The organism is Streptomyces sp. NPDC001668 (genome assembly GCF_042893155.1).
Taxonomy (GTDB): Bacteria; Actinomycetota; Actinomycetes; order Streptomycetales; family Streptomycetaceae; genus Streptomyces.
On the sequence record NZ_JBIAUQ010000012.1, the window covers coordinates 188,951 to 214,845 of the forward strand.

At 70.2% G+C, this 25,895-nt stretch carries 22 protein-coding genes; 2 read left to right on the forward strand and 20 right to left on the reverse strand.

Annotated elements, in window-relative coordinates; all coding sequences use genetic code 11:
- Nucleotides 1-4 precede the first annotated feature (4 nt).
- Nucleotides 5-574, reverse strand: a complete 570-nt coding sequence (locus ACFYZ8_RS31270) for a dienelactone hydrolase family protein (protein WP_359029464.1) — start codon at nucleotides 572-574, stop codon at nucleotides 5-7.
- Nucleotides 575-693: 119 nt separating this feature from the next.
- Between ACFYZ8_RS31270 and ACFYZ8_RS31275 the strand changes: the two genes are divergently transcribed.
- Nucleotides 694-1,812 carry a mechanosensitive ion channel domain-containing protein gene (locus ACFYZ8_RS31275; protein ID WP_359029463.1) on the forward strand — a complete coding sequence of 373 codons (1,119 nt, stop codon included), beginning with the start codon at nucleotides 694-696 and terminating at the stop codon, nucleotides 1,810-1,812.
- A 94-nt stretch (nucleotides 1,813-1,906) separates the two neighbouring features.
- Here the strand turns inward: ACFYZ8_RS31275 and ACFYZ8_RS31280 are convergent, their stop codons facing one another.
- The 6 genes from ACFYZ8_RS31280 to ACFYZ8_RS31305 form a co-directional block, all read right to left on the reverse strand.
- Nucleotides 1,907-2,647, reverse strand: a complete 741-nt coding sequence (locus ACFYZ8_RS31280; protein WP_359029462.1) for an SDR family oxidoreductase — start codon at nucleotides 2,645-2,647, stop codon at nucleotides 1,907-1,909.
- 64 nt (nucleotides 2,648-2,711) lie between these two features.
- On the reverse strand, nucleotides 2,712-4,286 hold the full coding sequence (locus tag ACFYZ8_RS31285) for a Na+/H+ antiporter (protein WP_388541609.1): 1,575 nt from the start codon (nucleotides 4,284-4,286) through the stop codon (nucleotides 2,712-2,714).
- A gap of 92 nt (nucleotides 4,287-4,378) precedes the next feature.
- Nucleotides 4,379-4,849: a GNAT family N-acetyltransferase gene (locus tag ACFYZ8_RS31290; RefSeq protein WP_388541606.1), complete on the reverse strand. Its 471-nt coding sequence runs from the start codon at nucleotides 4,847-4,849 to the stop codon at nucleotides 4,379-4,381.
- Complete coding sequence (locus ACFYZ8_RS31295) at nucleotides 4,846-5,790, reverse strand: RluA family pseudouridine synthase (RefSeq protein WP_037719419.1); 945 nt, start codon at nucleotides 5,788-5,790, stop codon at nucleotides 4,846-4,848. The genes ACFYZ8_RS31290 and ACFYZ8_RS31295 overlap by 4 nt, the downstream gene beginning before the upstream one ends.
- Before the next feature lie 58 nt (nucleotides 5,791-5,848).
- Nucleotides 5,849-6,424, reverse strand: a complete 576-nt coding sequence (gene lspA, locus ACFYZ8_RS31300) for a signal peptidase II (RefSeq protein WP_359029459.1) — start codon at nucleotides 6,422-6,424, stop codon at nucleotides 5,849-5,851.
- Nucleotides 6,425-6,485: 61 nt separating this feature from the next.
- The gene (locus tag ACFYZ8_RS31305) at nucleotides 6,486-7,880 is read right to left on the reverse strand and encodes a TraR/DksA family transcriptional regulator (protein WP_388541602.1); all 1,395 of its coding nucleotides are present in this window, start codon (nucleotides 7,878-7,880) and stop codon (nucleotides 6,486-6,488) included.
- A 590-nt stretch (nucleotides 7,881-8,470) separates the two neighbouring features.
- On the opposite strand from ACFYZ8_RS31305, the gene ileS reads away from it, so the two are divergent.
- Nucleotides 8,471-11,602, forward strand: coding sequence for an isoleucine--tRNA ligase (ileS, locus tag ACFYZ8_RS31310; protein WP_388541599.1), 3,132 nt, complete (start codon nucleotides 8,471-8,473; stop codon nucleotides 11,600-11,602).
- Nucleotides 11,603-11,760: 158 nt separating this feature from the next.
- Here the strand turns inward: ileS and ACFYZ8_RS31315 are convergent, their stop codons facing one another.
- The 13 genes from ACFYZ8_RS31315 to ACFYZ8_RS31375 form a co-directional block, all read right to left on the reverse strand.
- A complete protein-coding gene (locus ACFYZ8_RS31315; protein WP_359029456.1) occupies nucleotides 11,761-12,954 on the reverse strand; it encodes a DivIVA domain-containing protein in 1,194 nt (397 codons plus the stop codon).
- A 52-nt stretch (nucleotides 12,955-13,006) separates the two neighbouring features.
- Complete coding sequence (locus ACFYZ8_RS31320; RefSeq protein ID WP_356586209.1) at nucleotides 13,007-13,297, reverse strand: YggT family protein; 291 nt, start codon at nucleotides 13,295-13,297, stop codon at nucleotides 13,007-13,009.
- A 50-nt stretch (nucleotides 13,298-13,347) separates the two neighbouring features.
- Complete coding sequence (locus ACFYZ8_RS31325; protein ID WP_007381413.1) at nucleotides 13,348-13,989, reverse strand: cell division protein SepF; 642 nt, start codon at nucleotides 13,987-13,989, stop codon at nucleotides 13,348-13,350.
- 129 nt (nucleotides 13,990-14,118) lie between these two features.
- Nucleotides 14,119-14,838: a YggS family pyridoxal phosphate-dependent enzyme gene (locus ACFYZ8_RS31330; RefSeq protein WP_359029455.1), complete on the reverse strand. Its 720-nt coding sequence runs from the start codon at nucleotides 14,836-14,838 to the stop codon at nucleotides 14,119-14,121.
- Nucleotides 14,835-15,572 carry a peptidoglycan editing factor PgeF gene (pgeF, locus tag ACFYZ8_RS31335; protein ID WP_388541594.1) on the reverse strand — a complete coding sequence of 246 codons (738 nt, stop codon included), beginning with the start codon at nucleotides 15,570-15,572 and terminating at the stop codon, nucleotides 14,835-14,837. Before pgeF ends, ACFYZ8_RS31330 begins: the two co-directional genes overlap by 4 nt.
- On the reverse strand, nucleotides 15,569-16,765 hold the full coding sequence (gene ftsZ, locus ACFYZ8_RS31340; RefSeq protein ID WP_359029453.1) for a cell division protein FtsZ: 1,197 nt from the start codon (nucleotides 16,763-16,765) through the stop codon (nucleotides 15,569-15,571). The genes pgeF and ftsZ overlap by 4 nt, the downstream gene beginning before the upstream one ends.
- Before the next feature lie 287 nt (nucleotides 16,766-17,052).
- On the reverse strand, nucleotides 17,053-17,847 hold the full coding sequence (ftsQ, locus tag ACFYZ8_RS31345; protein WP_388541591.1) for a cell division protein FtsQ: 795 nt from the start codon (nucleotides 17,845-17,847) through the stop codon (nucleotides 17,053-17,055).
- 19 nt (nucleotides 17,848-17,866) lie between these two features.
- Nucleotides 17,867-18,961, reverse strand: coding sequence for an undecaprenyldiphospho-muramoylpentapeptide beta-N-acetylglucosaminyltransferase (gene murG / locus ACFYZ8_RS31350; RefSeq protein WP_359029451.1), 1,095 nt, complete (start codon nucleotides 18,959-18,961; stop codon nucleotides 17,867-17,869).
- Nucleotides 18,962-18,967: 6 nt separating this feature from the next.
- Nucleotides 18,968-20,329 carry a putative lipid II flippase FtsW gene (ftsW, locus tag ACFYZ8_RS31355; protein WP_388541588.1) on the reverse strand — a complete coding sequence of 454 codons (1,362 nt, stop codon included), beginning with the start codon at nucleotides 20,327-20,329 and terminating at the stop codon, nucleotides 18,968-18,970.
- 20 nt (nucleotides 20,330-20,349) lie between these two features.
- Entirely contained in the window at nucleotides 20,350-21,783 is a 1,434-nt protein-coding gene (gene murD / locus ACFYZ8_RS31360) for a UDP-N-acetylmuramoyl-L-alanine--D-glutamate ligase (RefSeq protein ID WP_359029449.1), read from the reverse strand.
- On the reverse strand, nucleotides 21,765-22,838 hold the full coding sequence (mraY, locus tag ACFYZ8_RS31365; protein ID WP_359029448.1) for a phospho-N-acetylmuramoyl-pentapeptide-transferase: 1,074 nt from the start codon (nucleotides 22,836-22,838) through the stop codon (nucleotides 21,765-21,767). The genes murD and mraY overlap by 19 nt, the downstream gene beginning before the upstream one ends.
- Nucleotides 22,835-24,235 (reverse strand): UDP-N-acetylmuramoyl-tripeptide--D-alanyl-D-alanine ligase, encoded by a 1,401-nt coding sequence (murF, locus tag ACFYZ8_RS31370; protein ID WP_359029447.1) that lies wholly within the window; start codon nucleotides 24,233-24,235, stop codon nucleotides 22,835-22,837. Before murF ends, mraY begins: the two co-directional genes overlap by 4 nt.
- A 4-nt stretch (nucleotides 24,236-24,239) precedes the next feature.
- The gene (locus ACFYZ8_RS31375; protein ID WP_359029720.1) at nucleotides 24,240-25,760 is read right to left on the reverse strand and encodes a UDP-N-acetylmuramoyl-L-alanyl-D-glutamate--2,6-diaminopimelate ligase; all 1,521 of its coding nucleotides are present in this window, start codon (nucleotides 25,758-25,760) and stop codon (nucleotides 24,240-24,242) included.
- Between the last annotated feature and the right edge of the window lie 135 nt (nucleotides 25,761-25,895).

Sequence of the window (25,895 nt, forward strand, 5' to 3'; positions counted from 1 at the left end):
GGCGCTAGAGCGTCTCCAGGAAGCCGAGGGCCACCCGCCAGGTGGCCTCGGCTGCCTCCTCGTCGTAGTCCGGCAGGTCTGGGTCGGTGTAGAGGTGACCGGCCCCGGCGTATCTGTAGACCTCCACGTCGGCGCCGGTGCGGCCCATCTGGAGATACCAGGCGCTCAGCCAGTCGTCGGTCTCGAAGGGGTCCGGCTCGGCAACGTGCAACTGGACCGGCAGCTCGTCCGCGGTCGCGTTCGGCGCGATGTCGGAGGTGCCGTGCAGGAGCAGCAGTCCGCGGGCCTTGTCGTCGCCGAGGGCGAGGGTCTGCGCGATCGAGGCACCGAGCGAGAACCCGGCGTAGACGAGGCCGCGCTCGGAGTAGGGCGCGGCGGCCAGGACGGCCCGCTTGAGCAGTTCGTCCTTGCCGATCTCCTCGTTGAAGGCCATGCCCTCCTCGACCGTCTCGAACGTGCGCCCCTCGAAGAGGTCCGGCGTCCACACCTCGTGCCCGGCCTCCCGCAGCCGGTCGGCGGCCTGACGGACGGCGGGCCTGAGGCCGTAGGTCGAGTGAAAGAGCATGATGTTCATGAGGCCATGGTGCCAGCCCGCACCGACAGTGCCGTTCCGCGGGCGCGACGCCCGCCGTACCCACTTCGCGGCGGAAGTCACATGTTCATGACTCGGCCGGGCCGGTTAGGTTCGGGGTCATGGAGAACGTACTCCGCCCACTGATCGTGGTCGGCGGCTCGGTGCTGCTCACGCTGGTGATCGGCTGGGCCACCGACCTTCTGCTGCGCAAGGCCGACGAACGCCACAGCGAGACCCCGATGTGGGGTCTGCTGCGCCGTGGCCGCATCCCCTACATGCTCGTGCTGTGCGCGGCGATGCTGAGAGGAGCGTATGACGAGGCGCGGCTGGCGCAGCGGCACAGCGCCGGTATCGGGCAGACCCTGACGCTGATCCTCATCGGGGCGACCGCCTGGCTGGTGATCCGGATCGCCGCGGCCATAGTGGAGACGACGTACACCCGTTACGCGCGTGCCCACCACGACGCCGCCCGGGTCAGGCGGGTGCGCACCCAGGTCACGCTGATCATGCGGGTGGTCGCCGCGACCGTCGGCGTGGTGGCGGTGGCCGCGATGCTGCTGACCTTCCCGGCGATGCGCGCGGCCGGTGCCTCACTGCTGGCCTCGGCCGGAATCCTCGGCATCGTCGCCGGTGTGGCCGCCCAGTCGACGCTCAGCAACATGTTCGCCGGGCTGCAGATCGCCTTCGGCGACATGGTCCGCATCGGCGACACCGTCGTGGTGGACGGCGAGTGGGGCACCGTCGAGGAGATCACGCTGACCTTCCTGACCGTACGGACCTGGGACGAACGCCGGATCACCATGCCGGTGTCGTACTTCACCTCGAAGCCGTTCGAGAACTGGTCGCGCGGCACCCCGCAGATGACCGGCATCGTCTACTGGCACGTCGATCACACCGCCCCGGTGGAGCTGATGCGCGAGCGCCTGCGGGACATCCTGCGCGAGTGCCCGGCCTGGGACGGCCGTGACTACGGCCTCGCCGTCACCGACACCACCCCGAACACCATGCAGGTGCGCGCCCTGGTGACGGCCAAGGACGCCGACGACATCTGGACGGTGCGGGTCACGGTCCGCGAGCAGATGATCCGCTGGCTGACCGACAACCACCCGTACGCCCTGCCGCGCGTGAACACGGCGGACGCGACGTTGGCGCCGGGGTTCCGGCGGCTGAACGGCAACGGCAGGGACGGCGAGGCACCGCGCCGAGCCCACGAGTCCCCGCGAACGGGCCGAGGCTGACGGTCCATGGTCGCGCAGGCCACCCGAGCCCAACCAGCGGCGCGGGGAACTGCGCGACCAGCCACGACGGACCCGCACCTGCCCACCGACGCCCTCAATGCCCCCGCTCAGCCCCGCCATTGACCTGCACCACCTGCGACGTCACATGCCCGGCCCCAGGCGACGCCAGCCAATGAAGCGTCGCCGCGACATCCCCCGGCGTCCCCGCCCGCCCGTTCAACGTGTCACCGACAAGCCGCTCCCGCCGCGCGGGATCGATGGCCGCACCGAAGAACTCGGTGTCCTCGATGTAGCCCGGCGCGACCACGTTCGCCGTGATCCCCCGCGGCCCCAACTCCCTGGCCAGATCATGGGCGTACGGATGCAGCCCCGCCTTCGCCGCCCCGTACGCCCCGCTCCCGGACCCCCGGTACGCGGCGATGGAGCTGACGAACAGCACCCGCCCGCCCGGTGCGGCGAGCCGGTCCTTCAGCCCCTCGGTGAGCAGGGCCGCGGTCAGCAGATTGAGCCGGAAGTTCACGGTCCAGTTGTGGGCGACGGCGTCCAGCGGATCGGTGCTCCCGGCGGGCGGTTCGAGCTGTCCGGTGCCCCCGGCGCTGTGGATCAGCACGTCCACGGTCCCGAGCTCACGCGCCACGAACCCGACGACCCCGCGCACCTGGTCGACGTCACCGAGATCGGCGGCGTACGTGAGCGCGCCGGGTACCCCGGCCTTCTCCAGCACCTCGGCGCGCCGCCCGAGCAGCAGCACCCGGTCCCCTTCCGCGGCGAACACCTGCGCCGCCGCGAGCCCGATTCCCGTACCGCCACCGCTGATCACCACGTTGCGAGCCATACCTGGACCCTACGAGCACACCGCCGGTCGGCTCACCCCGGTTTACGTGACCTTCGCACACCGGTCACCGCAGACTGCGGACGTCCAGGTGCCGCAGCACCCGGTCCACGACCTCGGGATCGGCCCCCGGTTCGCTCCGCGCCGCCAGCACCTCGTGCCGCGCCGCGCTCAGCATCTCGCCGTGGATGCGCCGCACCCGCTTGAGCCGCCGCCGGGCCTCGCGGCGCTCCTCGTCCCCCGTCTCGGGATGGATCCGCACACCGATCTCGAACGCCCGCCGCTGCATCTGCTCGGACAGCTCCTCCGGCAGCTCCTCCACGGCCTCGATCTCCCGCAGCCGCCGTTTGGCCGCCTTGGCCGCCCGGACGGCGAGGGCCTTCTCGAACTCCTTCTCCCGCTCGGTGTCGGCCTGTACCCCCAGCCGCCTCACCAGCCACGGCAGGGTCAGCCCCTGGAGCACCAGTGTGGCCATGATCACACCGAACGCGATGAAGACGATCTCGTCCCGGTCGGGAAAACCCGCCCCCGAGTCGGTCTCCAGCGGAATGGCCAACGCCAGCGCCACCGACGCCACACCCCGCATCCCGGACCACCACATGATGACGGTCTCCCGCCAACTGGTCGGGATCTCCTCGCTGTAGTCCCGTTTCGCGTGCATCCGCTTGGTGAGCCAGGTGGCCGGCATCAGCCAGGCCAGCCGGACGAGGACGACCACGGCCACGATCGCCGCGGCCCAGCCGAGCATCTCGCCCCAGCGTCCGGACGCGGTCCGGATCGCGTTGTGCAGTTCGAGCCCGATGAGACCGAAGGCCACGCCGGTGACGAGGGTGTCGACGATGTCCCAGAAGGTGTGGCCGGCCAGCCGCGTCATCACGTCGTCGGCGTCGGTGCCGTACTCGGCGAGGAACAGGGCGGTGGTCAGCACCGCGAGCACTCCGGAGCCGTGCAGCTCCTCGGCGAGCACGTAGGAGGCGTACGGCACGAGGACCGTCAGTCCGATCTGGAGGGTGGCGTCGCCCAGCAGATCCATCAGCTTGTTGGCGCCCCAGCCCAGCACGAGCCCCACGGCGACGGCGACGACAGCGGAGAGCACCAGCTCGAAGACCGCCTTGCCGGGCGTGAACGAGCCGCTGACAGCCGCGGCGACGGCCACGTGGTACAGCACGATCGCCGTCACGTCGTTGAAGAGGCCCTCGCCCTCCAGGATGGACACCAGCCTGCGGGGCAGCCCGAGTTGGCCGGCCACGGCGGTCGCGGCGACCGGGTCGGGCGGGGCGACCAGCGCGCCGAGCGCGACGGCGGCGGCGATCGGCAGCCCCGGCACGATCGCGTGGGCGACGGCGGCGACGCACAGGGTCGTCACGAACACGAGCGCGACGGCCAGCAGGAAGATCGGCCGCTTGTTGGCCGCGAACTGGCGCCAGGAAGTGCGCCGCACCGCCGCGTAGAGCAGGGGCGGCAACAGAATGGGCAGGATCAGCTCGGGCGGGATGTCGACATTCGGCACGAAGTCCAGCACCGCCAGCACTATGCCGAGCAGTGTCATCAGCACCGGCGCCGGCAGCCCGAACCGGTCTCCCGCCGGGACACTGATCAGAGCCCCCAGCAACAACACGAACAACAGGGCCAACTGATCCACGGTCAGAACTCCGGGCAGATCGACAAATCATCGGTCACTTCAGTCTGCCCGCAAAACGCCCGAACCCTCCCGACCGCCGCTCCCGCCGACCGTCAGAGAACGCGCCGCATGGCCCGGTGCGGTATCCCCGCGTCCAGGAACTCCGGCCCGTACGCCACGTACCCCAGCCACTCGTAGAACCCCAGCGCGTGCGTCTGGGCGTGCAGATCCACGGCCGCCAGCCCACGCGCGCGTGCCGCCTCCTCGACGGCCCGTACGAGCGCGGCCCCCACGCCGAGCCCGCGCGCCTCCCGGGTCACCGCGAGCCGCCCCAGCGACCCCACCGACGCGTCACCGCCGGTCTTCCCGGCCGCCGCCTCGCCGAACAGCAGCCGCCCGGTCCCGAGCGGCACCCCGTCCTCCCGCACGGCCAGCACATGCACCGCCACGGCGTCGTAGGCGTCGTACTCGATGTCCTCGGGCACACCCTGCTCGCCGACGAAGACCTCCTTGCGCACCGTGAAGCAGGCCTCACGGTCGGCGGGATCCTCGGCGACCCGCACCTCGTACGCGCGGGTGCTCACCCGTAGGTCTCCTCACGCACCAGGTCCAGAGCCTGCTGAAGGTCCTCCGGGTAGTCGCTGGCGAACTCCACCCACTCCCCGTCCCCGGGGTGCTCGAAGCCGAGCCGTACCGCGTGCAGCCACTGCCGGGTCAGCCGCAGCCGCTTGGCGAGCGTCGGGTCGGCGCCGTAGGTCAGGTCGCCGACGCAGGGGTGGCGGTGGGCGGCCATGTGGACGCGGATCTGGTGGGTGCGCCCGGTCTCCAGCTTCACGTCGAGCAGGGAGGCCGCGCGGAACGCCTCGATGAGATCGTAGTGCGTGACGGAGGGCTTGCCCTCGGCGGTGACCGCCCACTTGTAGTCGTGGTTGGGGTGCCGGCCGATGGGCGCGTCGATGGTGCCGCTGGTCGGGTCCGGGTGGCCCTGGACGAGCGTGTGGTACCGCTTGTCGACCGTGCGCTCCTTGAACTGCCGCTTGAGCGAGGTGTACGCCCGCTCCGACTTGGCCACGACCATCAGCCCCGAGGTGCCCACGTCGAGCCGGTGCACGATGCCCTGGCGCTCGGCGGCACCGGAGGTGGAGATGCGGTACCCGGCGGCGGCGAGCCCGCCGATCACGGTGGTGCCGGTCCAGCCGGGGCTGGGATGCGCGGCGACCCCGACCGGCTTGACGATCACGACCACGTCGTCGTCGTCATGGACGATCTCCATGCCCTCGACCGGCTCGGCGACGATCTGCACCGGCGCGGGCGCCTGCGGCATCTCGACCTCCAGCCAGGCCCCGCCGTGCACCCGCTCGGACTTCCCGACCACCGACCCGTCGACCGTGACCTTCCCCGAGGCGGCGAGCTCGGCCGCCTTGGTGCGGGAGAAGCCGAACATGCGGGAGATGGCGGCGTCGACGCGCTCGCCCTCCAGGCCGTCGGGCACGGGCAGGGTGCGGATCTCGGGAATGGTGCTCACCCGTCGAGTATGCCGGACCTCCGCGACCGGCCCGAACGGGCCTGTGGAAAACCGGCCCTCAGTCCTTGTGGACCGTGCCGTCCGGGTCGAGCCCCTTGAACGACAGCAGCACGATCAGGATCCCGCCGCACACGATCGCCGAGTCGGCGAGGTTGAAGACGGCGAAGTGCTTGGGCGCGATGAAGTCGACGACCGCCCCCTCGAACACGCCCGGCGAGCGGAAGAGCCGGTCGGTGAGGTTGCCGAGCGCGCCGCCGAGCAGCAGCCCGAGGGCGATCGCCCAGGGCAGGCTGTAGAGCTTGCGGGCGAGCCGGGCGATCACCACGATCACGGCGGCCGCGATCACCGTGAAGATCACGGTGAAGGCCTCGCCGAAGCCGAAGGCCGCGCCCGCGTTGCGGATCGCCTCGAACTTCAGCCAGTCCCCGATGATCTCGATCGGCTCGTGGTGCTCCAGCTTCGCGACCACGATCATCTTGCTGACCAGGTCGAGGGCGTACGCGAAGGCGGCCACCGTGAACAGCACGGCGATGCGGCGCCGGCCCCTGGGCCGCGCCGCCTGGTCCTGCTCCGGCTCGGCCCCCGCCGCCTCTGGGGTATCCGGCGTACCGATGATGCGCTCCGCCTCTGCCACGTGAGTCCCTCGACCTAGGTACCTGACTGAGGACGAGGGTACGACACGCCTCCATGGACCTTCAGTACCGGCGTTCCTGCTTCTGCTTGCACTCCACGCACAGGGTCGCCCGCGGGAAGGCCTGCATGCGTGCCTTGCCGATGGGGTTGCCGCAGTTCTCGCACAGGCCGTAGGTGCCGGCGTCGAGGCGTCCGAGGGCGCGCTCGGTCTGGGTGAGCATCTCGCGCGCGTTGGCCGCGAGGGCCATCTCGCTCTCGCGCGTGATGTTCTTGGTCCCGGTGTCGGCCTGATCGTCGCCGGCGCCGTCCCCGGAGTCCCGCATGAGCCCGACCAGGGACTCCTCGGACGTGGAGATCTCGGTGCGCAGCCGCAGCACCTCGGCCGTCAGCTCCGAGCGGGCCTCCTCCACCTCCTCGGGGGTCCACGGGTCCTCACCGGGGCGCACCGCGAGCTCGCCGGGCTCCACCGCCGCGACACGCGCGTTGGGTAGGGCGGTCTTCGCCGCCGTGGCCGTGCCAGGGGTCTTCTTCGCAACCACCGTCGTGGCTCCCGTCTTCTTCGCGGCCTCGGCCGCGCCCGCTTTCTTGGCCGTGCTCTTTCTCGTCGCCGTCTTCGTGGGGGTGTTCTTCCCGGAGGTGCCCTGCCCGGCGTCCCCCTGTGGGACACCGGCCTCCGCGGCGACCGTCTCCTCGACCGCGGTGTCCTTCACGGCCGTCTTCCTCCCCGCGGCCTTCGTCGCGGTCCTGCTCCGTGCGGTGGCCTTCTTGGTGACCGCCTTCTTCTTCGTGGCCGAGGCCTTCTCCGAGACCACGGCCTCCTCGGCGCCCGCCTCTCGCGGGACCGGGGATTTCTCACCGACCGCCTTTTCGGGGACCGCGGGCTCCTTGCTCACCGCGCTGTCGGCAACCCCGGGTTTCTTCGTGCCCGCAGCCCTCTTCGTGCCCGCGGCCTTCTTGGCGACCGCCTTCTTGGTACCCGCGGCCTTCTTGGCGACCGCCTTCTCGGCGACCGCCTTCTTGGCACCCGCAGCCGTCTTGGCGACCGCGGACTTCTTGGTGACCGACGCCTTCCCGACGCCCTTGGTGGCCTCCCCCGCCCCACCGACGGTCTCGTCCTCCGGTCTCCCGGCCGAGGCCTCCGCCTCCGCCTCCGCGGCCGGCTGCCCGCCGCGGGCGGCCGTGGTCTTCTCGGCGCCGCTCGCCCTCCGGGGCGCCGCCTTCTTCGCCGCGGCCTTCCCGGCACCCGCGCGCGTGCTCTTGACGGCGGCCTTCTTCGCGACGCTCTTCGCCGCCGCCCCGACCGCCTTCACGGCCTTGACAGCACCCTTGGCGGACGACGCGGGCGCACCCTGCACGCTCTTCTTCCCGCCCGCGTCCTTGGCCTCGCCGCCGGAGGCACGGGCATGGGTGGACCGGCCCGACGCCGACTGCTGTACGGCGGTCTTCTTCGCCACCATGCCGCGGCCCCTTCACATATTGTGATCTTGCTCGCGAATCGTGCTGGGACGATAAATCGACTTGAGTCCCGCGGCAACGGGGCACGCCGCCCGATCCGCCCGCCCCACGCGCGCGGGGCGGGAAGCATGCATGCGTTGTGCCCAGCTCCCCGCCGGGTAATCCGCCGGACCGTCCGTCCTGGAATCCGAACAGCCGTGCCGCTCCATTCGGGTCACTCCGCGCCCTGCGGCGGCCTCCGCACCCCGCCCCGGAAAACCGGTCGGCCGCTGTCCCCGGAGCGCCGTACACTGGGCGGAGCGAAAGGCGTGGATGGGGACGAGTAGCGGCGTACGCAGCCCAGAGCGACCCGGGGACGGTGGAAGCCCGGGGGCGAGCGCGACGCGAAGATCACCCCGGAGCCGCCGGAAGAACCCCCGGCAGGGGGCGTAGACCCGGCATCGCGACCCCAATGAGGGGGCTCACCGACGCACACCAGGCGTCGGCGGGCCAAGGAGGGTGGTACCGCGGGAGCGCGCCGAAACCGGCGTACGGAAAGACACGGCTCTCGTCCCTCCGGACGGAAGGCAGCACATCCGCCGGAGGAAGACTGATGACGCAGTACCGCCAGGTGCCCGCCCAGGTCGACCTGCCCGCGCTCGAGCACGCGGTGCTCGACTTCTGGCGCGAGCAGAAGATCTTCGCCAAGACCCTGGAGCAGTCCGAGGGCCGCCCCGAGTGGGTGTTCTACGAGGGCCCGCCCACCGCCAACGGCATGCCGGGCGCCCACCACATCGAGGCCCGCGTCTTCAAGGACGTCTTCCCCCGCTTCCGCACCATGCGCGGCTACCACGTGGCCCGCAAGGCCGGCTGGGACTGCCACGGCCTCCCGGTGGAGCTGGCGGTCGAGAAGGAGCTCGGCTTCAGCGGCAAGAAGGACATCGAGGCGTACGGCATCGCCGAGTTCAACGCCAAGTGCCGCGAGTCCGTGACTCGCCACACCGACGCCTTCGAGGCGCTCACGACGCGCATGGGCTACTGGACCGACCTCCAGGACCCGTACCGCACGATGGACCCGGAGTACATCGAGTCCGTCTGGTGGTCGCTGAAGGAGATCTTCAACAAGGGCCTGCTGGTCCAGGACCACCGCGTCGCCCCCTGGTGTCCGCGCTGCGGCACCGGCCTGTCCGACCACGAGCTGGCGCAGGGCTACGAGACGGTCGTGGACCCGTCCGTGTACGTCCGTTTCCCGCTCACCTCCGGTCCGCTCGCCGGCCAGGCAGCGCTCCTGGTGTGGACGACGACCCCCTGGACCCTGGTGTCCAACACGGCGGTCGCCGCGCACCCGGAGGTCACCTACGTCGTCGCGACCGACGGCGAGGAGAAGCTCGTCGTCGCCGAGCCGCTGCTCGCCAAGGCCCTCGGCGAGGGCTGGGAGACCACCGGCCAGTCCTTCACCGGCGCCGAGATGGAGCGCTGGACCTATCAACGTCCGTTCGAGCTCGTGGAGTTCCCGGCGCCGGCCCATTACGTGGTCAACGCCGAGTACGTCACGACCGAGGACGGTACGGGCCTGGTCCACCAGTCCCCCGCCTTCGGTGAGGACGACCTCAAGGTCTGCCGCGCCTACGGCCTGCCCGTGGTGAACCCCGTCCGCCCCGACGGCACCTTCGAGGAGGACGTCCCCCTCGTCGGCGGCGTCTTCTTCAAGAAGGCGGACGAACAGCTCACCGAGGACCTCCAGCAGCGCGGCCTCCTCTTCAAGCACATCCCGTACGAGCACAGCTACCCGCACTGCTGGCGCTGCCACACCGCGCTCCTCTACTACGCGCAGCCGTCCTGGTACATCCGCACCACGGCCATCAAGGACCGCCTCCTCCAGGAGAACGAGAACACCAACTGGTTCCCGGAGACGGTCAAGCACGGCCGGTACGGCGACTGGCTGCACAACAACATCGACTGGGCGCTGTCCCGCAACCGCTACTGGGGCACCCCGCTGCCGATCTGGCGCTGTGAGGACGACCACCTCACCGTCGTCGGCTCGCGCGCGGAGCTCACCGAGCTGACCGGCACGGACCACTCCGAACTGGACCCGCACCGCCCGTTCATCGACGGCGTCACCTTCGCGTGCCCCCAGTGCCAGAAGACGGCCACGCGCGTGCCGGAGGTCATCGACGCCTGGTACGACTCGGGTTCGATGCCGTTCGCGCAGTGGGGCTACCCGTACAAGAACAAGGAACTCTTCGAGTCCCGCTACCCGGCCCAGTTCATCAGCGAGGCCATCGACCAGACCCGCGGCTGGTTCTACACGATGATGGCCGTCGGCACCCTGGTCTTCGACAAGTCCTCGTACGAGAACGTCGTGTGCCTCGGCCACATCCTCGCCGAGGACGGCCGCAAGATGTCCAAGCACCTGGGCAACACCCTGGAGCCGATTCCGCTGATGGACCGGCACGGCGCGGACGCGGTGCGCTGGTTCATGGCGGCCGGCGGATCCCCGTGGGCGGCACGCCGCGTGGGCCACGGCACCATCCAGGAGGTGGTGCGGAAGACCCTCCTCACCTACTGGAACACGGTCGCCTTCCAGGCCCTGTACGCCCGTACGTCGAACTGGGCGCCCAGCGAGGCGGACCCGGCCCCGGCCGACCGCCCGGTCCTGGACCGCTGGCTGCTGTCCGAACTGCACGCGCTGACCGACCAGGTGACCCAGTCCCTGGAGTCCTACGACACCCAGCGCGCCGGCAAGCTCCTGTCGGCGTTCGTCGACGACCTGTCCAACTGGTACGTCCGCCGCTCGCGGCGCCGCTTCTGGCAGGGCGACAAGGCCGCGCTGCGCACCCTGCACGAGGTCGTCGAGACGGTCACCAAGCTGATGGCCCCGCTGACCCCGTTCATCGCCGAGCGGGTCTGGCAGGACCTGGTGGTGCCGGTCACCCCGGGCGCCCCGGAGTCGGTGCACCTGGCCTCCTGGCCGGAGGCGGACCTGAAGGCCATCGACCCGGAGCTGTCGAAGCAGATGGTCCTGGTGCGCCGGCTCGTCGAGCTGGGCCGGGCCACGCGTGCGGAGTCGGGCGTGAAGACCCGCCAGCCGCTGTCCCGGGCACTCATCGCCGCGACCGGCTTCGACGCGCTGGACCGTGAGCTGCACGCGCAGATCACGGACGAGCTGAACGTGAGCGCGCTCGCCTCCCTCAGCGAGGTCGGCGGCAGCCTGGTCGACACCACGGCGAAGGCGAACTTCCGCGCGCTCGGCAAGCGGTTCGGCAAGCGCGTCCAGGACGTGGCCAAGGCGGTCGCGAACGCCGACGCGGCCGCGCTCTCCCTCGCCCTGCGCGAGGGCACGGCGTCGGTGGAGGTCGACGGCGAGACGATCACGCTCGCCCCCGACGAGGTGATCATCACGGAGACCCCGCGCGAGGGCTGGTCGGTGGCGTCCGACTCCGGTGCCACGGTGGCCCTCGACCTGGAGATCACCGAGGAGCTCCGCCGGGCGGGCCTGGCTCGTGACGCGATCCGTCTGATCCAGGAGGCCCGCAAGAACAGCGGCCTCGATGTGGCCGACCGCATCGCGCTGCGCTGGACCTCCACGGATCCGGCCGTGCTCGCGGCCCTGTCCGAGCACGCCGCCCTGATCGCCGACGAGGTCCTCGCGACCGACTTCGCGCAGGGCGAGGCGGACGACAGCTACGGCACCCCGTTCACCGACGAGGGCCTGTCGCTGACGTTCCGACTGCGCAAGGCGTAAGCCCGGGAAGAAGGGCCCGGCCCCCCGTCGCGGGGCCGGGCCCTTCTTCGTGCCTGCGGGCGGCACCGTGATCAACACGCGTAAAAGGGCGGGGCCCCGGATCGAAATCCGGGGCCCCGCCCTGAACGCTGCCGACGCCTAAGGCGTACTAGAGGCCGTCAGTTGTCGTCCTCGTCGATGAGGAAGCCACGCATGGGCGAGGGAGCCTGTCCCATCGGACCGGGACCCTGCGGCCGCACCGGCGCCATCGGCTGGGTCATGGCCGGCGACATCTGCTGCTGGCCGCCGTAGGACGGAGCGGCCGGCGAAGGACCGCCGCCCATACCGCCCGGGTTGCCGCCGTACGACGGGGCACTGGCACCGGCCGGAGCCATCGAAGGCGCCGGGGACGGCGGCAGCGACGCGGTCGCCGGAGTGCGCGGCGGAGCCAGCGAGTCGTCGGCCTGGGTCTCCAGCTGGCGCAGCTGCGACTCGAGGTACGACTTCAGACGCGTGCGGTACTCGCGCTCGAAGCCGCGCAGGTCCTCGACCTTGCGCTCCAGCGTGGCGCGGGCGGACTCCAGGGAGCCCATCGCGACGCGGTGCTTCTCCTGCGCGTCCCGCTCCAGGGCGTCGGCCTTGGCACGGGCGTCACGCTCGAGACCCTCGGCACGCGAACGCGCCTCGCCGACGATCTTGTTGGCCTCGGAACGGGCCTCGGCGATCGCCTGGTCGGCGGTCTGCTGGGCCAGCGAGAGGACACGGGCGGCGCTGTCGCCACCGGGGCCCTGACCGGGGCCGCCCATCGGACCACCCATGGGGCCACCCATCGGGCCGCCCATCTGCTGCTGCATGGGCGGCTGACCGCCCATGGTGCCCTGGCCCATCTGACCCTGGCCCATCTGGCCCTGGCCCATCGGACCCTGGCCCATGGGGCCCTGGCCCATCGGACCGGGACCCTGCGGACCGCCCTGGCCGCCGGGACCGGCGGGCAGCTGCGGCGCACCGCTCGGCAGCTGGGGCGGGCCACCCATGGGGCCGCCCATCTGCTGCGGCGGACCGGATATGCCGGCCGGGACGGGGGCGCCGGGACCGGGCCCACGCATACCCTGCTGCGGCATCCCCTGTCCGGGCATGCCACCCTGCTGCTGGTCCTGCTGCTCGGGAGGCTTGCGCATGTTCTGCTGGTTCTGGGCAGCAGCACGCGTCGCCGCGGCCAGCTTGGCGCGCAGGTCCTCGTTCTCGCGCAGCAGGCGCGTCAGTTCGGCTTCGACCTCGTCGAGGAAGGCATCGACCTCGTCCTCGTCATAGCCTTCTCGGAGGCGGACGGTCGTGAACTGCTTGTTCCGCACGTCCTCGGGGGTCAACGGCATCTCTTCACCTCAACGTAGTCATCGGCAGTCGGCAAGACCGTATCGTCCACAGTCACCTCGCCAGGTTTCCCGTGACGGTGATGAGGATGTAGACGATGATCATCAGCACGAAGAAGGACAGGTCGAGCGCCACGCCCCCGAGACGCAGCGGCGGGATGAACCGCCGCAGAAGCTTCAACGGTGGATCGGTGACAGTGTAGGTGGCCTCCAGAACGACCACCATCGCCTTGCCGGGTTGCCACGAGCGGGCGAACTGGAAGACGTAGTCCATGACCAACCGGAAGATGAGCACGATGAGGAACACCATCAGCGCGATGTAGAGCACCTGTGCGAACACGCTCATGGACTGTCTTTCCCTCTCCCCTGTTCGTACTTCGTTCCGGTTGTTGCTTCTCAGCTCTGGTTGAAGAACCCGCCCTCTGCGATGCGGGCCTTGTCCTCCGCCGTGACATCGACGTTAGCAGGCGACAACAGGAACACCTTCTGCGTCACCCGCTCGATGCTGCCGTGAAGACCAAACACCAAACCGGCCGCAAAGTCGACAAGTCGCTTGGCGTCTGTGTCATCCATCTCAGTCAGATTCATGATCACCGGAGTGCCCTCACGGAAGTGTTCCCCGATGGTACGGGCCTCGTTGTAGGTCCGGGGGTGAAGTGTGGTGATCCGGTAAGGCTCTCGTTCCGACACGACCTTGGGCATGATCACCGGTGCGTTCTTCTCCAGGCTGGCGCGCTCTTGTGTGATGGATGCCACGGGCGCGATGCGCGCGGGACGCACCGATTCCGCGGCGAGCGAAGAGGATCGAGGCACCGGGTCGCGCGGTACCGAGGACTGCACAACTCTGACCGATTCGTCCCTTTCAGGCTGAAGTGCCTGATGTGACTGGTGAGACGGCTCGTGCCGTCGGCGGTCCCGCTCGGGCTCCGGGTCGAGTTCCGGTTCGAAGTCGTCGTCGGGGTCGAAACCGCGGCCGTCGTACCCATCGTCCTCCACGAGGCCGAGGTAGACCGCCATCTTGCGCATCGCGCCGGCCATTCTCTGAGTCCTCCGCTCTGTGGTGGATCGGCTGACGACTGCCAAGTGCCCGCGATCCACGAGGTCGTTATGACCGCCTTTCGGCGGTAATGACCATATTTTCTGCTGTGGTCCGACTTCCTGGCGACGTTACCCGAGCCTGGGGCGGACTCCGAGTACCGCGGTGCCGACGCGTACATGTGTCGCTCCGGCGGCCACGGCCTGTTCGAGGTCCGCACTCATCCCTGCCGAGACCATGTTCGCAGCCGGATGGGCTCTGCGCAGGTCGGTCGACAAATCCATCAACCGCTCGAACGCCGCCTGTTCGCGTCCCGCGTACTCCCCGGTGAGCGGAGCGACGGTCATCAGCCCGTCGAGCCGCAGACCCGGAGCCCCGGACACGAGACCGGCCAACTCCCCGATCCCGCCCGGCGCCACGCCACCCCGCTCCCCTCGCTCGCTCGAACCGGCGTCGAGGGCGACCTGGATCAGGCAGCCCACCTCACGCCCGGCCTTCACGGCCTCCTTGGAGAGAGCCGTCACCAGCTTCGAACGATCGACGGACTGCACGAGATCCGCGTAACCCACAACAGATCGCACCTTGTTGGTCTGCAACTGACCAACAAAGTGCCAAGTAAGGGGCAGATCCGAGCATTCGGCGGCCTTGGGTGCCGCGTCCTGGTCCTTGTTCTCGGCGACATGGCGCACCCCGAGCTCGGAGAGGATCCGCACATCGCTCGCGGGATAGGTCTTGGTGACCACGATGAGGGTCACCTCTTCCCGTCCGCGCCCGGCGGCCGCGCACGCGGCGGCGATGCGCTCCTCCACCTTCGCCAGATTCGCGGCGAGTTCGTCCTTACGGTCCGTCATGCCCCATCGCCCAGCCAGACATATCCCGCGAGTCGCCCCGTGGTGCGATCGCGGCGGTACGAGAAATGGTCGCCCGACTCGCGCGTGCACACCGGCGACTGCTGCCGGTCGCGCACCCCGAGCCGGTCGAGCTGCGCGTGCACTCCGGCGGTCACGTCGACCGCGGGAGTGCCCCAGCTCGTCTCGGCGTGCGCCGCGGGTTCGACGGCGGCGACGTCGGCGCGCATCTCCTCGGGCACTTCGTAGCACCGTCCGCAGACGGCGGGCCCGGTGCGGGCGACGATCCGGGCGGGATCGGCGCCGAGTCCGGTCATCGCGCGTAGCGCGGCCGGGACGACACCGGCGACCATGCCGGGACGGCCCGCGTGGGCCGCCGCGACAATCCCGGCGACCGGGTCGGCGAGCAGCACCGGAGTGCAGTCGGCGGTGAGGACGGCGAGCGCGAGACCGCGTTCGGCGGTGACGACCGCGTCGACCCGGGGCACCGGCTTCTCGCCCCACGGCTCCGAGACCACCGCGACGTCCGCCCCGTGCACCTGGTTCATCCAGACCACCCGGGCCGGGTCGAGGCCGAGCGACTTGGCGGCCAGTTCGCGATTGGTCCGTACTGCCTCGGGGTCGTCTCCGACCGCGCCGCCGAGGTTGAGCTCCTCATACGGAGCGGCGCTCACCCCGCCCCACCGGTCGGTGAAGGCGAAGTGCGCGCCGCTCCCGCTCTCGCGCTGCCCTATCACTTCAGGAAGTCCGGCACGTCCAGTTCCTCGGCCGCGCTGTCGGAGTAGGTCCGCGACGGCGGGACCGGCGGGGCGACGGGGAGGTCGGCGGCCGGCTCGGGAGCCGGCTCCGGGTCCTCCTTCGGCGTGACGCTGCCGAGCGAACCGAAGGACGGGCGGCTCTCGGCCTGCCGTACCGGAGTCGGCTCCTCGCGGCGGGCGGTGGTCGAGGAGGATCCCATGACCGTCTCGCGGCGGGCGGGCGGCTGGCCCCCGTCGAAGCCGGCGGCGATCACGGTGACGCGGACCTCGTCGCCGAGGGCGTCGTCGATGACGGCGCCGAAGATGATGTTGGCCTCGGGGTGGGCGGCCTCGCTGACCAGCTGGGCCGCTTCGTTGATCTCGAACAGGCCGAGGTCGGAACCGCCGGAGATGGAGAGCAGTACGCCCCGGGCGCCGTCGATGGACGCCTCCAGGAGCGGCGAGGAGATCGCCATCTCGGCGGCGGCCACCGCGCGGTCGTCGCCGCGGGCCGAGCCGATGCCCATGAGCGCCGAACCGGCCTCGGACATGACCGACTTGACGTCGGCGAAGTCGAGGTTGATCAGACCGGGCGTGGTGATGAGGTCGGTGATGCCCTGGACACCGGAGAGCAGGACCTGGTCGGCCGACTTGAAGGCGTCGAGGACCGAGACCTGGCGGTCCGAGATGGACAGCAGCCGGTCGTTGGGGATGACGATGAGGGTGTCGACCTCTTCGCGGAGTTCCGCGATGCCGTCCTCGGCCTGGTTGGCGCGGCGCCGTCCCTCGAAGGTGAACGGGCGGGTGACCACGCCGATGGTGAGGGCGCCGAGCGAGCGGGCGATGTTGGCCACGACGGGCGCGCCGCCGGTGCCGGTGCCGCCGCCCTCACCGGCCGTCACGAAGACCATGTCGGCCCCCTTGAGGACCTCCTCGATCTCCTCGCGGTGGTCCTCGGCGGCCTTGCGGCCGACGGCCGGGTTGGCGCCGGCGCCGAGTCCGCGGGTGAGTTCGCGGCCGACGTCGAGCTTGACGTCGGCGTCGCTCATCAACAGCGCCTGCGCGTCGGTGTTGATGGCGATGAACTCGACGCCCTTGAGACCGACCTCGATCATCCGGTTGATGGCATTGACACCACCGCCGCCGACACCGATGACTTTGATGACTGCGAGGTAGTTCTGCGGTGCTGCCACGTCGAAGGCCTCTCGCCTCGAGTTACGTGTCGTCGGACCGGCGAAGCACTGCTGCCTCGCGATCCTCCGACTGATGCCGAATGGGACGGTCCGTAGCGCCGACCCGAACCCTAACGCTGAAGTTTAGGGTTACCAGTGTGTCTGTTCCCTGGAGTCTTCTGAACAGGACACTAAGTCGACAAGTGGCGCACGTTCAACGAACACGCCGAACCTCCCGTTTTTCTTTTCACCCTATGTGATCAGCCGTAGCAGTGCCCAACCAGGGTGCTGGCCTGCGCTGATGTGCGTCAACTCCCCGATGACGCGGGGGCGGTGGGAACGCTGACGTCGAAGTGCCGCGCATCGGGGGCGGCTTTCATGAGAGCGGTGAGCGTACGGGCCTTCTCGGCGCCGTTCTCGCCGCTCCCCCAGGCGACGGTGCGGCCGCCCCTCAACTCCAGCGAGATGTCGTCGTACGAACTCACCTTGACGGAACGGGTCGCGCGCGCGACGGCGGCCTGAATGTCACCCGCCACCCGCACCGCCTCGCGCACGAGCCGGGCCTCGCCGAAACGGCGCAGGCTCGCGGCGCGGGAGTCCGGCCGGGAGAGTGCCAATTCCAGTGCGGGGACGCCTTTCGGGGCCTCGGAAACCGTGGCGAACCGGACACCTTCCTCGTCCACTTCGACAAAGTTTCGGCCCTTTTGGACAAGCAGAACCGGAGTACGCTCGGTCACTTTCAGCCCGATTCCGTGAGGCCAGGATCGAGCGACATCAACCGAGTCAATTCGGGGCAATTTCCGGCGCAGTCGTGCCTCGATCGCATCGGTGTCGACGGAAATCAACGGCGATCCGACGGGCACGTCCGCGGCCTCGCGCACCTGCCCAGGCGTCAGCACGTCGGTCCCCGAGACCGACACCCGTTCGACGCGGAGCCACTGGGAGCCGTACAACAGCCAGACGGTGCCCGCGGAGAGAAGAACCAGCGCCACGGCGAGGATGATGATCGTACGAAGCCGACGCACCCTCAACCGCCGGGCGGGAGGCGGGCCGGACGACTCCTGCTGGCGTTCACCGCGCTCGGCGGTCGTCGATCCGGCCACGCGCACTCCCTTTTCCTGGCTACTGGCGTCGGTGCGAGGCGATCGCCTCGTACACCATGGCGACGAGCAGGTCGTCGGCGTCCCGGCGGCCGAACTCGGCGGCGGCGCGGGACATCTCGTACAGCCGGTGCGGATCGGCGAGCACGGGCAGGACGTTGGCACGAACCCAGTCCGGCGTCAGTTCCGCGTCGTCGACCAGCAGTCCGCCGCCGGCCTTGACCACCGGCTGGGCGTTGAGCCGCTGTTCGCCGTTGCCGATGGGCAGCGGGACGTAGGCGGCCGGGAGCCCGACGGCGGAGAGTTCGGCGACGGTCATCGCGCCCGCGCGGCAGAGCATCATGTCGGCCGCGGCGTACGCGAGGTCCATCCGGTCCAGGTAACTTACCGGGATGTACGGGGGCATTCCCGGCATCTGCTGCACATGCGGCAGTTCGTTCTTCGGGCCGACCGCGTGCAGGATCTGGATCCCGGCCTGCTGGAGCCAGGGCGCGACCTGCTGGACGACCTCGTTGAGGCGCCGGGCACCCTGCGAACCGCCGGAGACCAGCAGCGTGGGCAGATTCGGGTCGAGGCCGAACATGTGCCGGGCCTCGGGACGGGCGGCAGCCCGGTCCAGGGTGGCGATGGTGTGGCGCAGCGGGATGCCGATGTACCGGGAGTTGCGCAGCTTGCTGTCCGGCGTGGCGACGGCCACCTGGGCGGCGTACCGGGAGCCGATCTTGTTGGCGAGGCCGGGGCGGGCGTTGGCCTCGTGGATCACGATCGGCACGCCGAGCCGCTTGGCGGCGAGGTAGGCGGGCAGCGCCACATAGCCGCCGAAGCCGACGACGGCGTCGGCCTTGGTGCGCTCCAGGATCTGCTCGGTGGCCTTGATCGTGCCCCGCAGCCGGCCCGGCACGGTGATCAGCTCGGGCGTGGGCTTACGGGGCAGCGGCACGGCCGGGATGAGCGCGAGCTCGTAGCCGCGCTGCGGGACGAGCTTGGTCTCCAGGCCCCGTTCCGTGCCCAGGGCTGTGATCCCCACGGTCGGGTCCTGCCTGCGCAGGGCGTCCGCGAGGGCGAGCGCGGGCTCGATGTGGCCGGCGGTCCCCCCACCGGCGAGTACGACATGCACCGAAATTCACCGCTCTCCGGACGAACGCGCCGAGGGGGCGCGCCGTCGCATCGTGTTCCATCTCCGAGGCGCCCGTGCCGGCACGGCGCCTCCCGCCCGCTTTCTACCAAAGCGGGGTTGCCGCATCGAAAGCGCCATCCGCGCGGCGGGATCGTCACGCGCGAACGCGATCAGCAGCCCGATGGCGAACATGGTCGGCAGCAGGGCGGACCCTCCGTAGGAGAACAGCGGGAGCGGGACGCCGGCGATCGGCAGCAGACCGAGCACCGCACCGATGTTGATCACTGCCTGAGCGGTGATCCAGGTGGTCACGCCTCCCGCGGCATACCTCACGAAGGGGTCCTCCGTGCGTCCGGCCACGCGGATACCCGCATAGCCTAGAGCCGCGAAGAGGGCGAGTACCGACAGCGTCCCCGCGAGGCCCAGTTCCTCACCGGTGACGGCGAAGATGAAGTCGGTGTGGGCTTCGGGGAGTTGGCCCCATTTCTCCACACTCGCACCGAGCCCGGAGCCGAAGATTCCGCCGGAGGCGAGGGCGTAGATCCCGTGCACGGCCTGCCAGCAGTCGGCGCCCCCCGACTTGGGCTCGGTGGCGCCGATGCAGGCGAGCCGGGCCATTCGGTTGGGGCTGGTCTTGATGAGGATCATCCCGATCAGCCCGGCGATCGACAGCACCCCGACGAACAGCCGGGTCGGGGCCCCCGCGAGCCACAGCAGGCCGAACAGGATGGCGGTCAGGATGATCGCCGTACCCATGTCACCGCCGAGCATGATCAGCCCGAGCAGCAGGAAGGCGACCGGGACGAGCGGCACCAGCATGTGCTTCCACTGGGTCAGCAGCTTCTTGTCCTGCTTGCGGGCGAGCAGGTCGGCCGCCCACAGCACGAGCGCGAGCTTGCCGAACTCGCTGGGCTGGATCTGGAAGGAGCCGCCGAGCGAGATCCAGTTCTGGTTGCCGTTGACCGCCATCCCTATCCCCGGCACCTGCACCAGGGCCATCAGGAAGACCGCGCCCGCCAGGATCGGGTAGGCCAGCGCCCGGTGCAGCTTGACCGGCATCCGGGAGGCGACCAGCAGCAGTACGGCGCCGATGACGGCGGCCAGGAACTGCTTGCGGAAGAAGAAGGATCCCGGCAACGACATCTGCAGGGCCGTGATCTGGGAGGCCGAGTAGACCATCACCAGACCGAGCACGGTGATCAGCAGGCTGCCGCCGAGGATCAGGTAGTAGGCGGTCAGCGGCCGGTCCCAGGCCTTTCGCGCGCGCGTGTAGAGCCGTTGTACGGGGTTCTCGCGCGCGGGCCGGGAAACGGCGGGACGCCGGGACGCCCGCTGCACGGGCGGCCTGCCGGTACGGCTGGTGGGCATCATCGCCTCCGCTACGTCGGTCAGGAGCCGAGTTCGCGAACCGCCTCCGCGAACGCGTCACCGCGCTTGTTGTAGTTGGCGAACATGTCCATCGAGGCGCAGGCCGGAGCCAGCAGCACCGTGTCACCTGCGACGGCGAGGCGGGAGGCCTCCTGGACAGCCGCGAGCATCGCCCCAGTGTCGGTCCGGTCGAGGTCCACCACGGGTACTTCCGGGGCGTGTCGCGCAAGGGCTTCACGGATCAGGGCCCGGTCCTGGCCGATGAGCACGACCCCGCGAAGTCGCTGTGCCGACTTGGCGACCAGCTCGTCGAAGGTCGCGCCCTTGGCGAGCCCGCCCGCGATCCACACGATCGACTCGTAGGCCGCCAACGAGGCCTCTGCCGCATGGGTGTTGGTGGCCTTGGAGTCGTCGACGTACGCGACCGAGTCCACATCGGCCACGTGGGCGATGCGGTGGGCGTCCGGGGTGAAGTCCCGCAGCCCGTCCCGTACGGCCCTGGCGGGCACCCCGAAGGCGCGTGCGAGGGCCGCCGCCGCGAGGGCGTTGGCGATGTTGTGCGGGGCCGGCGGGTTGACGTCGGAGATCTCGGCGAGTTCCTGGGCGTTCTTGTGCCGGTCCTCGACGAAGGCCCGGTCGACCAGGATGCCCTCGACGACGCCGAGTTGGGACGGGCCGGGGGTGCCGAGGGTGAAGCCGACGGCCCGGCAGCCCTCCTCGACGTCCGCCTCGCGCACCAGGTCCTCGGTGGCCTTGTCGGCGACGTTGTAGACGCAGGCGACCCGATTGCCCTCGTAGATACGGCCCTTGTCGGCGGCGTACGCCTCCATGGAGCCGTGCCAGTCGAGATGGTCGGGAGCGAGGTTCAGCACGGCGGCGGAGTGGGCGCGCACGGAGGGCGCCCAGTGGAGCTGATAGCTCGACAACTCCACGGCGAGCACGTCGTACTGCTCCTCGCCGAGCACCGCGTCGAGCACGGAGATGCCGATGTTGCCGACGGCCGCGGTGCGCAGGCCCGCGGCCTTCAGGATCGACGCCAGCATCTGGGTGGTGGTCGTCTTGCCGTTGGTGCCGGTGATCGCGAGCCAGGGGGCCGCGTCGGGGCCGCGGAGCCGCCAGGCGAGCTCCACGTCCCCCCAGATCTCCAGACCGGCCGCACGGGCCGCGGTGAAGAGCGGCTTGTCCGGCTTCCAGCCGGGCGCGGTGACGACGAGTTCGCTGCCCTCGGGCAGGGTCGCGCCGTCGCCGAGGCGCACGGTGATCCCGAGCGCCTCCAACTGCGCGGCCTGCTCACGCGCGCGTGCGTCGTCGCCGTCGTTGACGACCGTGACGTGTGCCCCGCGCGCGTGCAGCGCCTTGGCCGCCGGGATGCCGGAGACACCGAGCCCGGCGACGGTGACGTGCTTCCCCTGCCAGTCGATGTGCTCCGAGGAGGTCACTTTTCTGCTGCCCATCCCGCGTAGAAGAGACCCAGGCCGACGATCACGCAGATGCCCTGGATGATCCAGAAACGGACCACCACGAGGACCTCGGACCAGCCCTTGAGTTCGAAGTGGTGCTGGAGCGGCGCCATGCGGAAGACTCGTTTCCCGGTGAGCTTGAAGGAGCCGACCTGGATGACCACCGACATGGTGATGAGGACGAAGAGGCCGCCCATGATGGCGACGAGCAGCTCGGTGCGGGAGAGGATCGCCAGACCGGTGAGGACACCCCCGAGGGCCAGCGAACCGGTGTCCCCCATGAAGATCTTGGCCGGCGAGGTGTTCCACCACAGGAAGCCCAGGCAGGCACCCATCAGCGCCGAGGCGATGACCGCCAGGTCCAGCGGATCGCGGACCTCGTAACAGGCGTTCGGGTTGGTCAGGGTCGTCGCGTTGGCGCAGGACTCCTGGAACTGCCAGACGCCGATGAAGGTGTAGGCGCCGAAGACGAGGACGGAGGCGCCGGTGGCGAGGCCGTCCAGACCGTCGGTCAGGTTCACGCCGTTCGACATGGCGAGGATCATGAACAGCGCCCAGACCACGAACAGGATCGGGCCGATCTTCCAGCCGAAGTCCGTGATGAACGACAGCTTCGTGGAGGCCGGGGTGTTGCCGCGGACGTCCGGGAACATCAGCGCGAGCACCGCGAAGCTGATGCCGACGATCAGCTGGCCCGCCATCTTCGCCTTGGCCCGAAGACCCAGCGAACGCCTCTTGACGATCTTGATGTAGTCGTCGAGGAAGCCGACCAGGCCCATGCCGCACATCAGGCCGAGCACCAACAGGCCCGAGTAGGTGGGCGGGTAGCCGGTGATGACCTTGGACAGGAAGTAGGCGACGACGGTCGCCAGGATGAAGGCGATTCCACCCATGGTCGGCGTACCGCGCTTGCTGGCGTGCTCGCGCGGGCCGTCGTCGCGGATGTACTGGCCGTAACCCTTGCGCGCGAGCAGCTTGATCAGCAGCGGGGTGCCGACCAGGGTCAGGAACAGGCCGATGACTCCTGAGAACAGGATCTGCTTCATCATCGGGCGGCAACCTCGCCCTCGGCGTCGAGCAGCGCCTGGGCGACGCTCTCCAGACCGACCGAACGGGACGCCTTCACGAGGACGACGTCTCCCGGGCGCAACTCACTGCGCAGCAGGTCGACCGCCGCCTGTGCGTCGGACACGTGCACCGACTCCTCACCCCACGAACCCTCGTTATATGCGCCCAGTTGCAGCCAGGACGCTTCCCTGCCCCCGACCGCGACGAGCTTGCCGACATTGAGCCGGACGGCGAGCCGTCCGACCGCGTCGTGCTCGGCGAGCGCCTCGTCCCCGAGCTCGGCCATCTTGCCGAGCACCGCCCAGGTCCGGCGTCCCTTGCCCATGGCGGCCAGCGCACGCAGGGCGGCCTTCATGGACTCGGGGTTCGCGTTGTAGGCGTCGTTGACGATGGTCACGCCGTCCGGGCGCTCGGTGACCTCCATACGCCAGCGGGAGAGGGAGCCCGCCTCGGAGAGCGCGGTGGCGATCTCGGTTGCGGACATGCCCAGCTCATGGGCGACGGCGGCCGCGGCGAGCGCGTTCGACACGTGGTGCTCACCGTACAGGCGCATGGTCACTTCGCTTGCACCGGAGGGTGTGTGGAGCATGAAGGCGGGCTGTCCGCTGTCCATGAGTCGCACGTTCTCGGCGCGTACGTCCGCTTCGCCGGACTCTCCGAAAAGGATCACCTTCGCCTTCGTACGGGACGCCATGGCCCGTACGAGAGGATCGTCGGCGTTGAGGATCGCGGCGCCGTCCTCCGGAAGGGCCTCCACGAGTTCGCCCTTGGCCTGTGCGATCTGCTCACGGCCGCCGAACTCGCCGATGTGGGCGGAGCCGACGTTCAGGACGAGACCGATCTTCGGGGGCGTCAGATCCGTGAGGTAGGCGATGTGGCCGATGCCGCGGGCGCCCATCTCCAGGACGAGGAACCGGGTCTCCTCGGTGGCGGTGAGGGCGGTGAGCGGCAGCCCGATCTCGTTGTTGAGGGAGCCCGGCGTGAACACCGTCGGCGCCTTGCTCCGCAGCACCTGTGCGATCAGGTCCTTGGTGCTGGTCTTGCCGGCCGAGCCGGTGAGGCCGACGAGGGTCGCGCCGAGCCGTCGTACGACATGACGCGCGAGGGCGCCGAGGGCCGTCTGGACGTCCGCTACGACGATCGCGGGGACGCCGACCGGGCGCTGGGCCAGCACGGCCACCGCGCCCGCCCGGACGGCCTGGTCGGCGTAGTCGTGGCCGTCGACGCGCTCCCCCACGAAGGCGGCGAACAGTGCGCCGTCCTTCACCTGCCGGGAGTCGATGACGACGGGCCCGCGCACCTGCACCGACGGATCCGGTATGTCAGACGTCTGCCCGCCGACGACTGAGGCGATCTCGGCGAGAGAGAGGGCGATCACAAGTTCATCCCTGGGTCTTCTGGATGGCTTCTCGAAGCACCTGGCGGTCGTCGAAGGGACGGACCACCCCGGCGATGTCCTGGCCCTGCTCGTGGCCCTTCCCGGCGACCAGCACGGTGTCGCCCGGCCGCGCGCGGGCGACGGCTGCGGTGATCGCGGCGGCCCGGTCCTCGAAGACCTGGACCTCGCCGCGTTCGTGTGCAGGTACGGACGCCGCGCCTTCGAGCATGGTTGCAAGAATCGCGAGCGGGTCCTCGGAGCGGGGGTTGTCGGAGGTGAGTACGGCGGTGTCGGCGAGGCGGGCCGCGGCCGCGCCCATGGGCCCGCGCTTGGTCCTGTCGCGGTCGCCCCCGCAGCCGAGCACGATGTGGAGCCTGCCCTCGGTGACCTTGCGGAGCGCCTTGAGCACCGACTCGACGGCGTCCGTCTTGTGGGCGTAGTCCACCACCGCGAGGTAGGGCTGTCCGGCGTCCACGCGCTCCAGCCGGCCCGGCACTCCCGGTACGGCGGCAACGCCGTCGGCGGCGGTCTGCGGGTCGAGGCCGGCCGCGGCCAGGGCGACGATCGCGGCGAGGGTGTTCGCCACGTTGAAGGGGCCCGCGAGCGGCGACCTGGCGGCGATCCGCTCGCCCTTGGGGCCGATCACGGTGAACGTCGAGTCCATGGGGCCGACTTCGACGTCCTCGGCACGCCAGTCGGCGTCGGGGTGGCCCTCGGCGGAGAAGGTGACGACCGGGACCGTGGCTTCCTTGACGAGCCTGCGGCCGTACTCGTCGTCGAGGTTCACGACGCCGAGACGGCTGCGTTTCGGCGTGAAGAGCTGCGCCTTCGCCTGGAAGTAGTCCTCCATGTCGGAGTGGAACTCCATGTGCTCCGGGCTCAGGTTGGTGAAGACCCCGATGTCGAAGACACAGCCGTCGACCCGGCCGAGGACCAGCGCGTGACTGGAGACCTCCATGGCGACCGCCTCGACCCCGCGCTCGCGCATGACCGCGAACAGGGCCTGGAGGTCGGTGGCCTCGGGCGTGGTGCGCTCGGACTTGATGCGCTCGTCGCCGATGCGCATCTCGACGGTGCCGATCAGGCCGGTGGACCTGACCCCCTTGAGACCGCCCTCGACGAGGTAGGCGGTGGTGGTCTTGCCGGAGGTCCCGGTGATCCCGATCTGGAGCAGGTCTTGGCCGGGGTCGCCGTAGATCGTGGTGGCCAGTTCGCCCATCCGCGCGCGCGGGTCCTCGACGACCAGCACCGGAAGCCCGGTCGCGGTGGCCCGCTCGGCGCCCGTCGGGTCGGTCAGCACCGCGACCGCGCCGAGGCCGAGGGCCTGGGTGACGAAGTCGGCGCCGTGCAGACGGGCTCCGGGGAGGGCGGCGTAGAGGTCGCCGGGGCGGACGGCACGCGAGTCATGGGTGATACCCGTGATCTCGGCACCGCTCTTCGGTGCGTCGGCACCCAGCTGATCGGCGAGCTCCGCGAGGGGTGTGGCGGAGACCCGGACCGGCCGGGGCGGTCCCGGATAGGTCACGGGTGCGCCCTTCTGGGTGGTTTGGGACTGATCAGCGTGTGGCACGGCGGTGAGCGTACCGGGCGTACCCGCCTCGGAGCGAAGTGAGGGGCGGGGCGTGCCCTGGTTGCCGGAATCGGAGGTGATCGTCGTCAC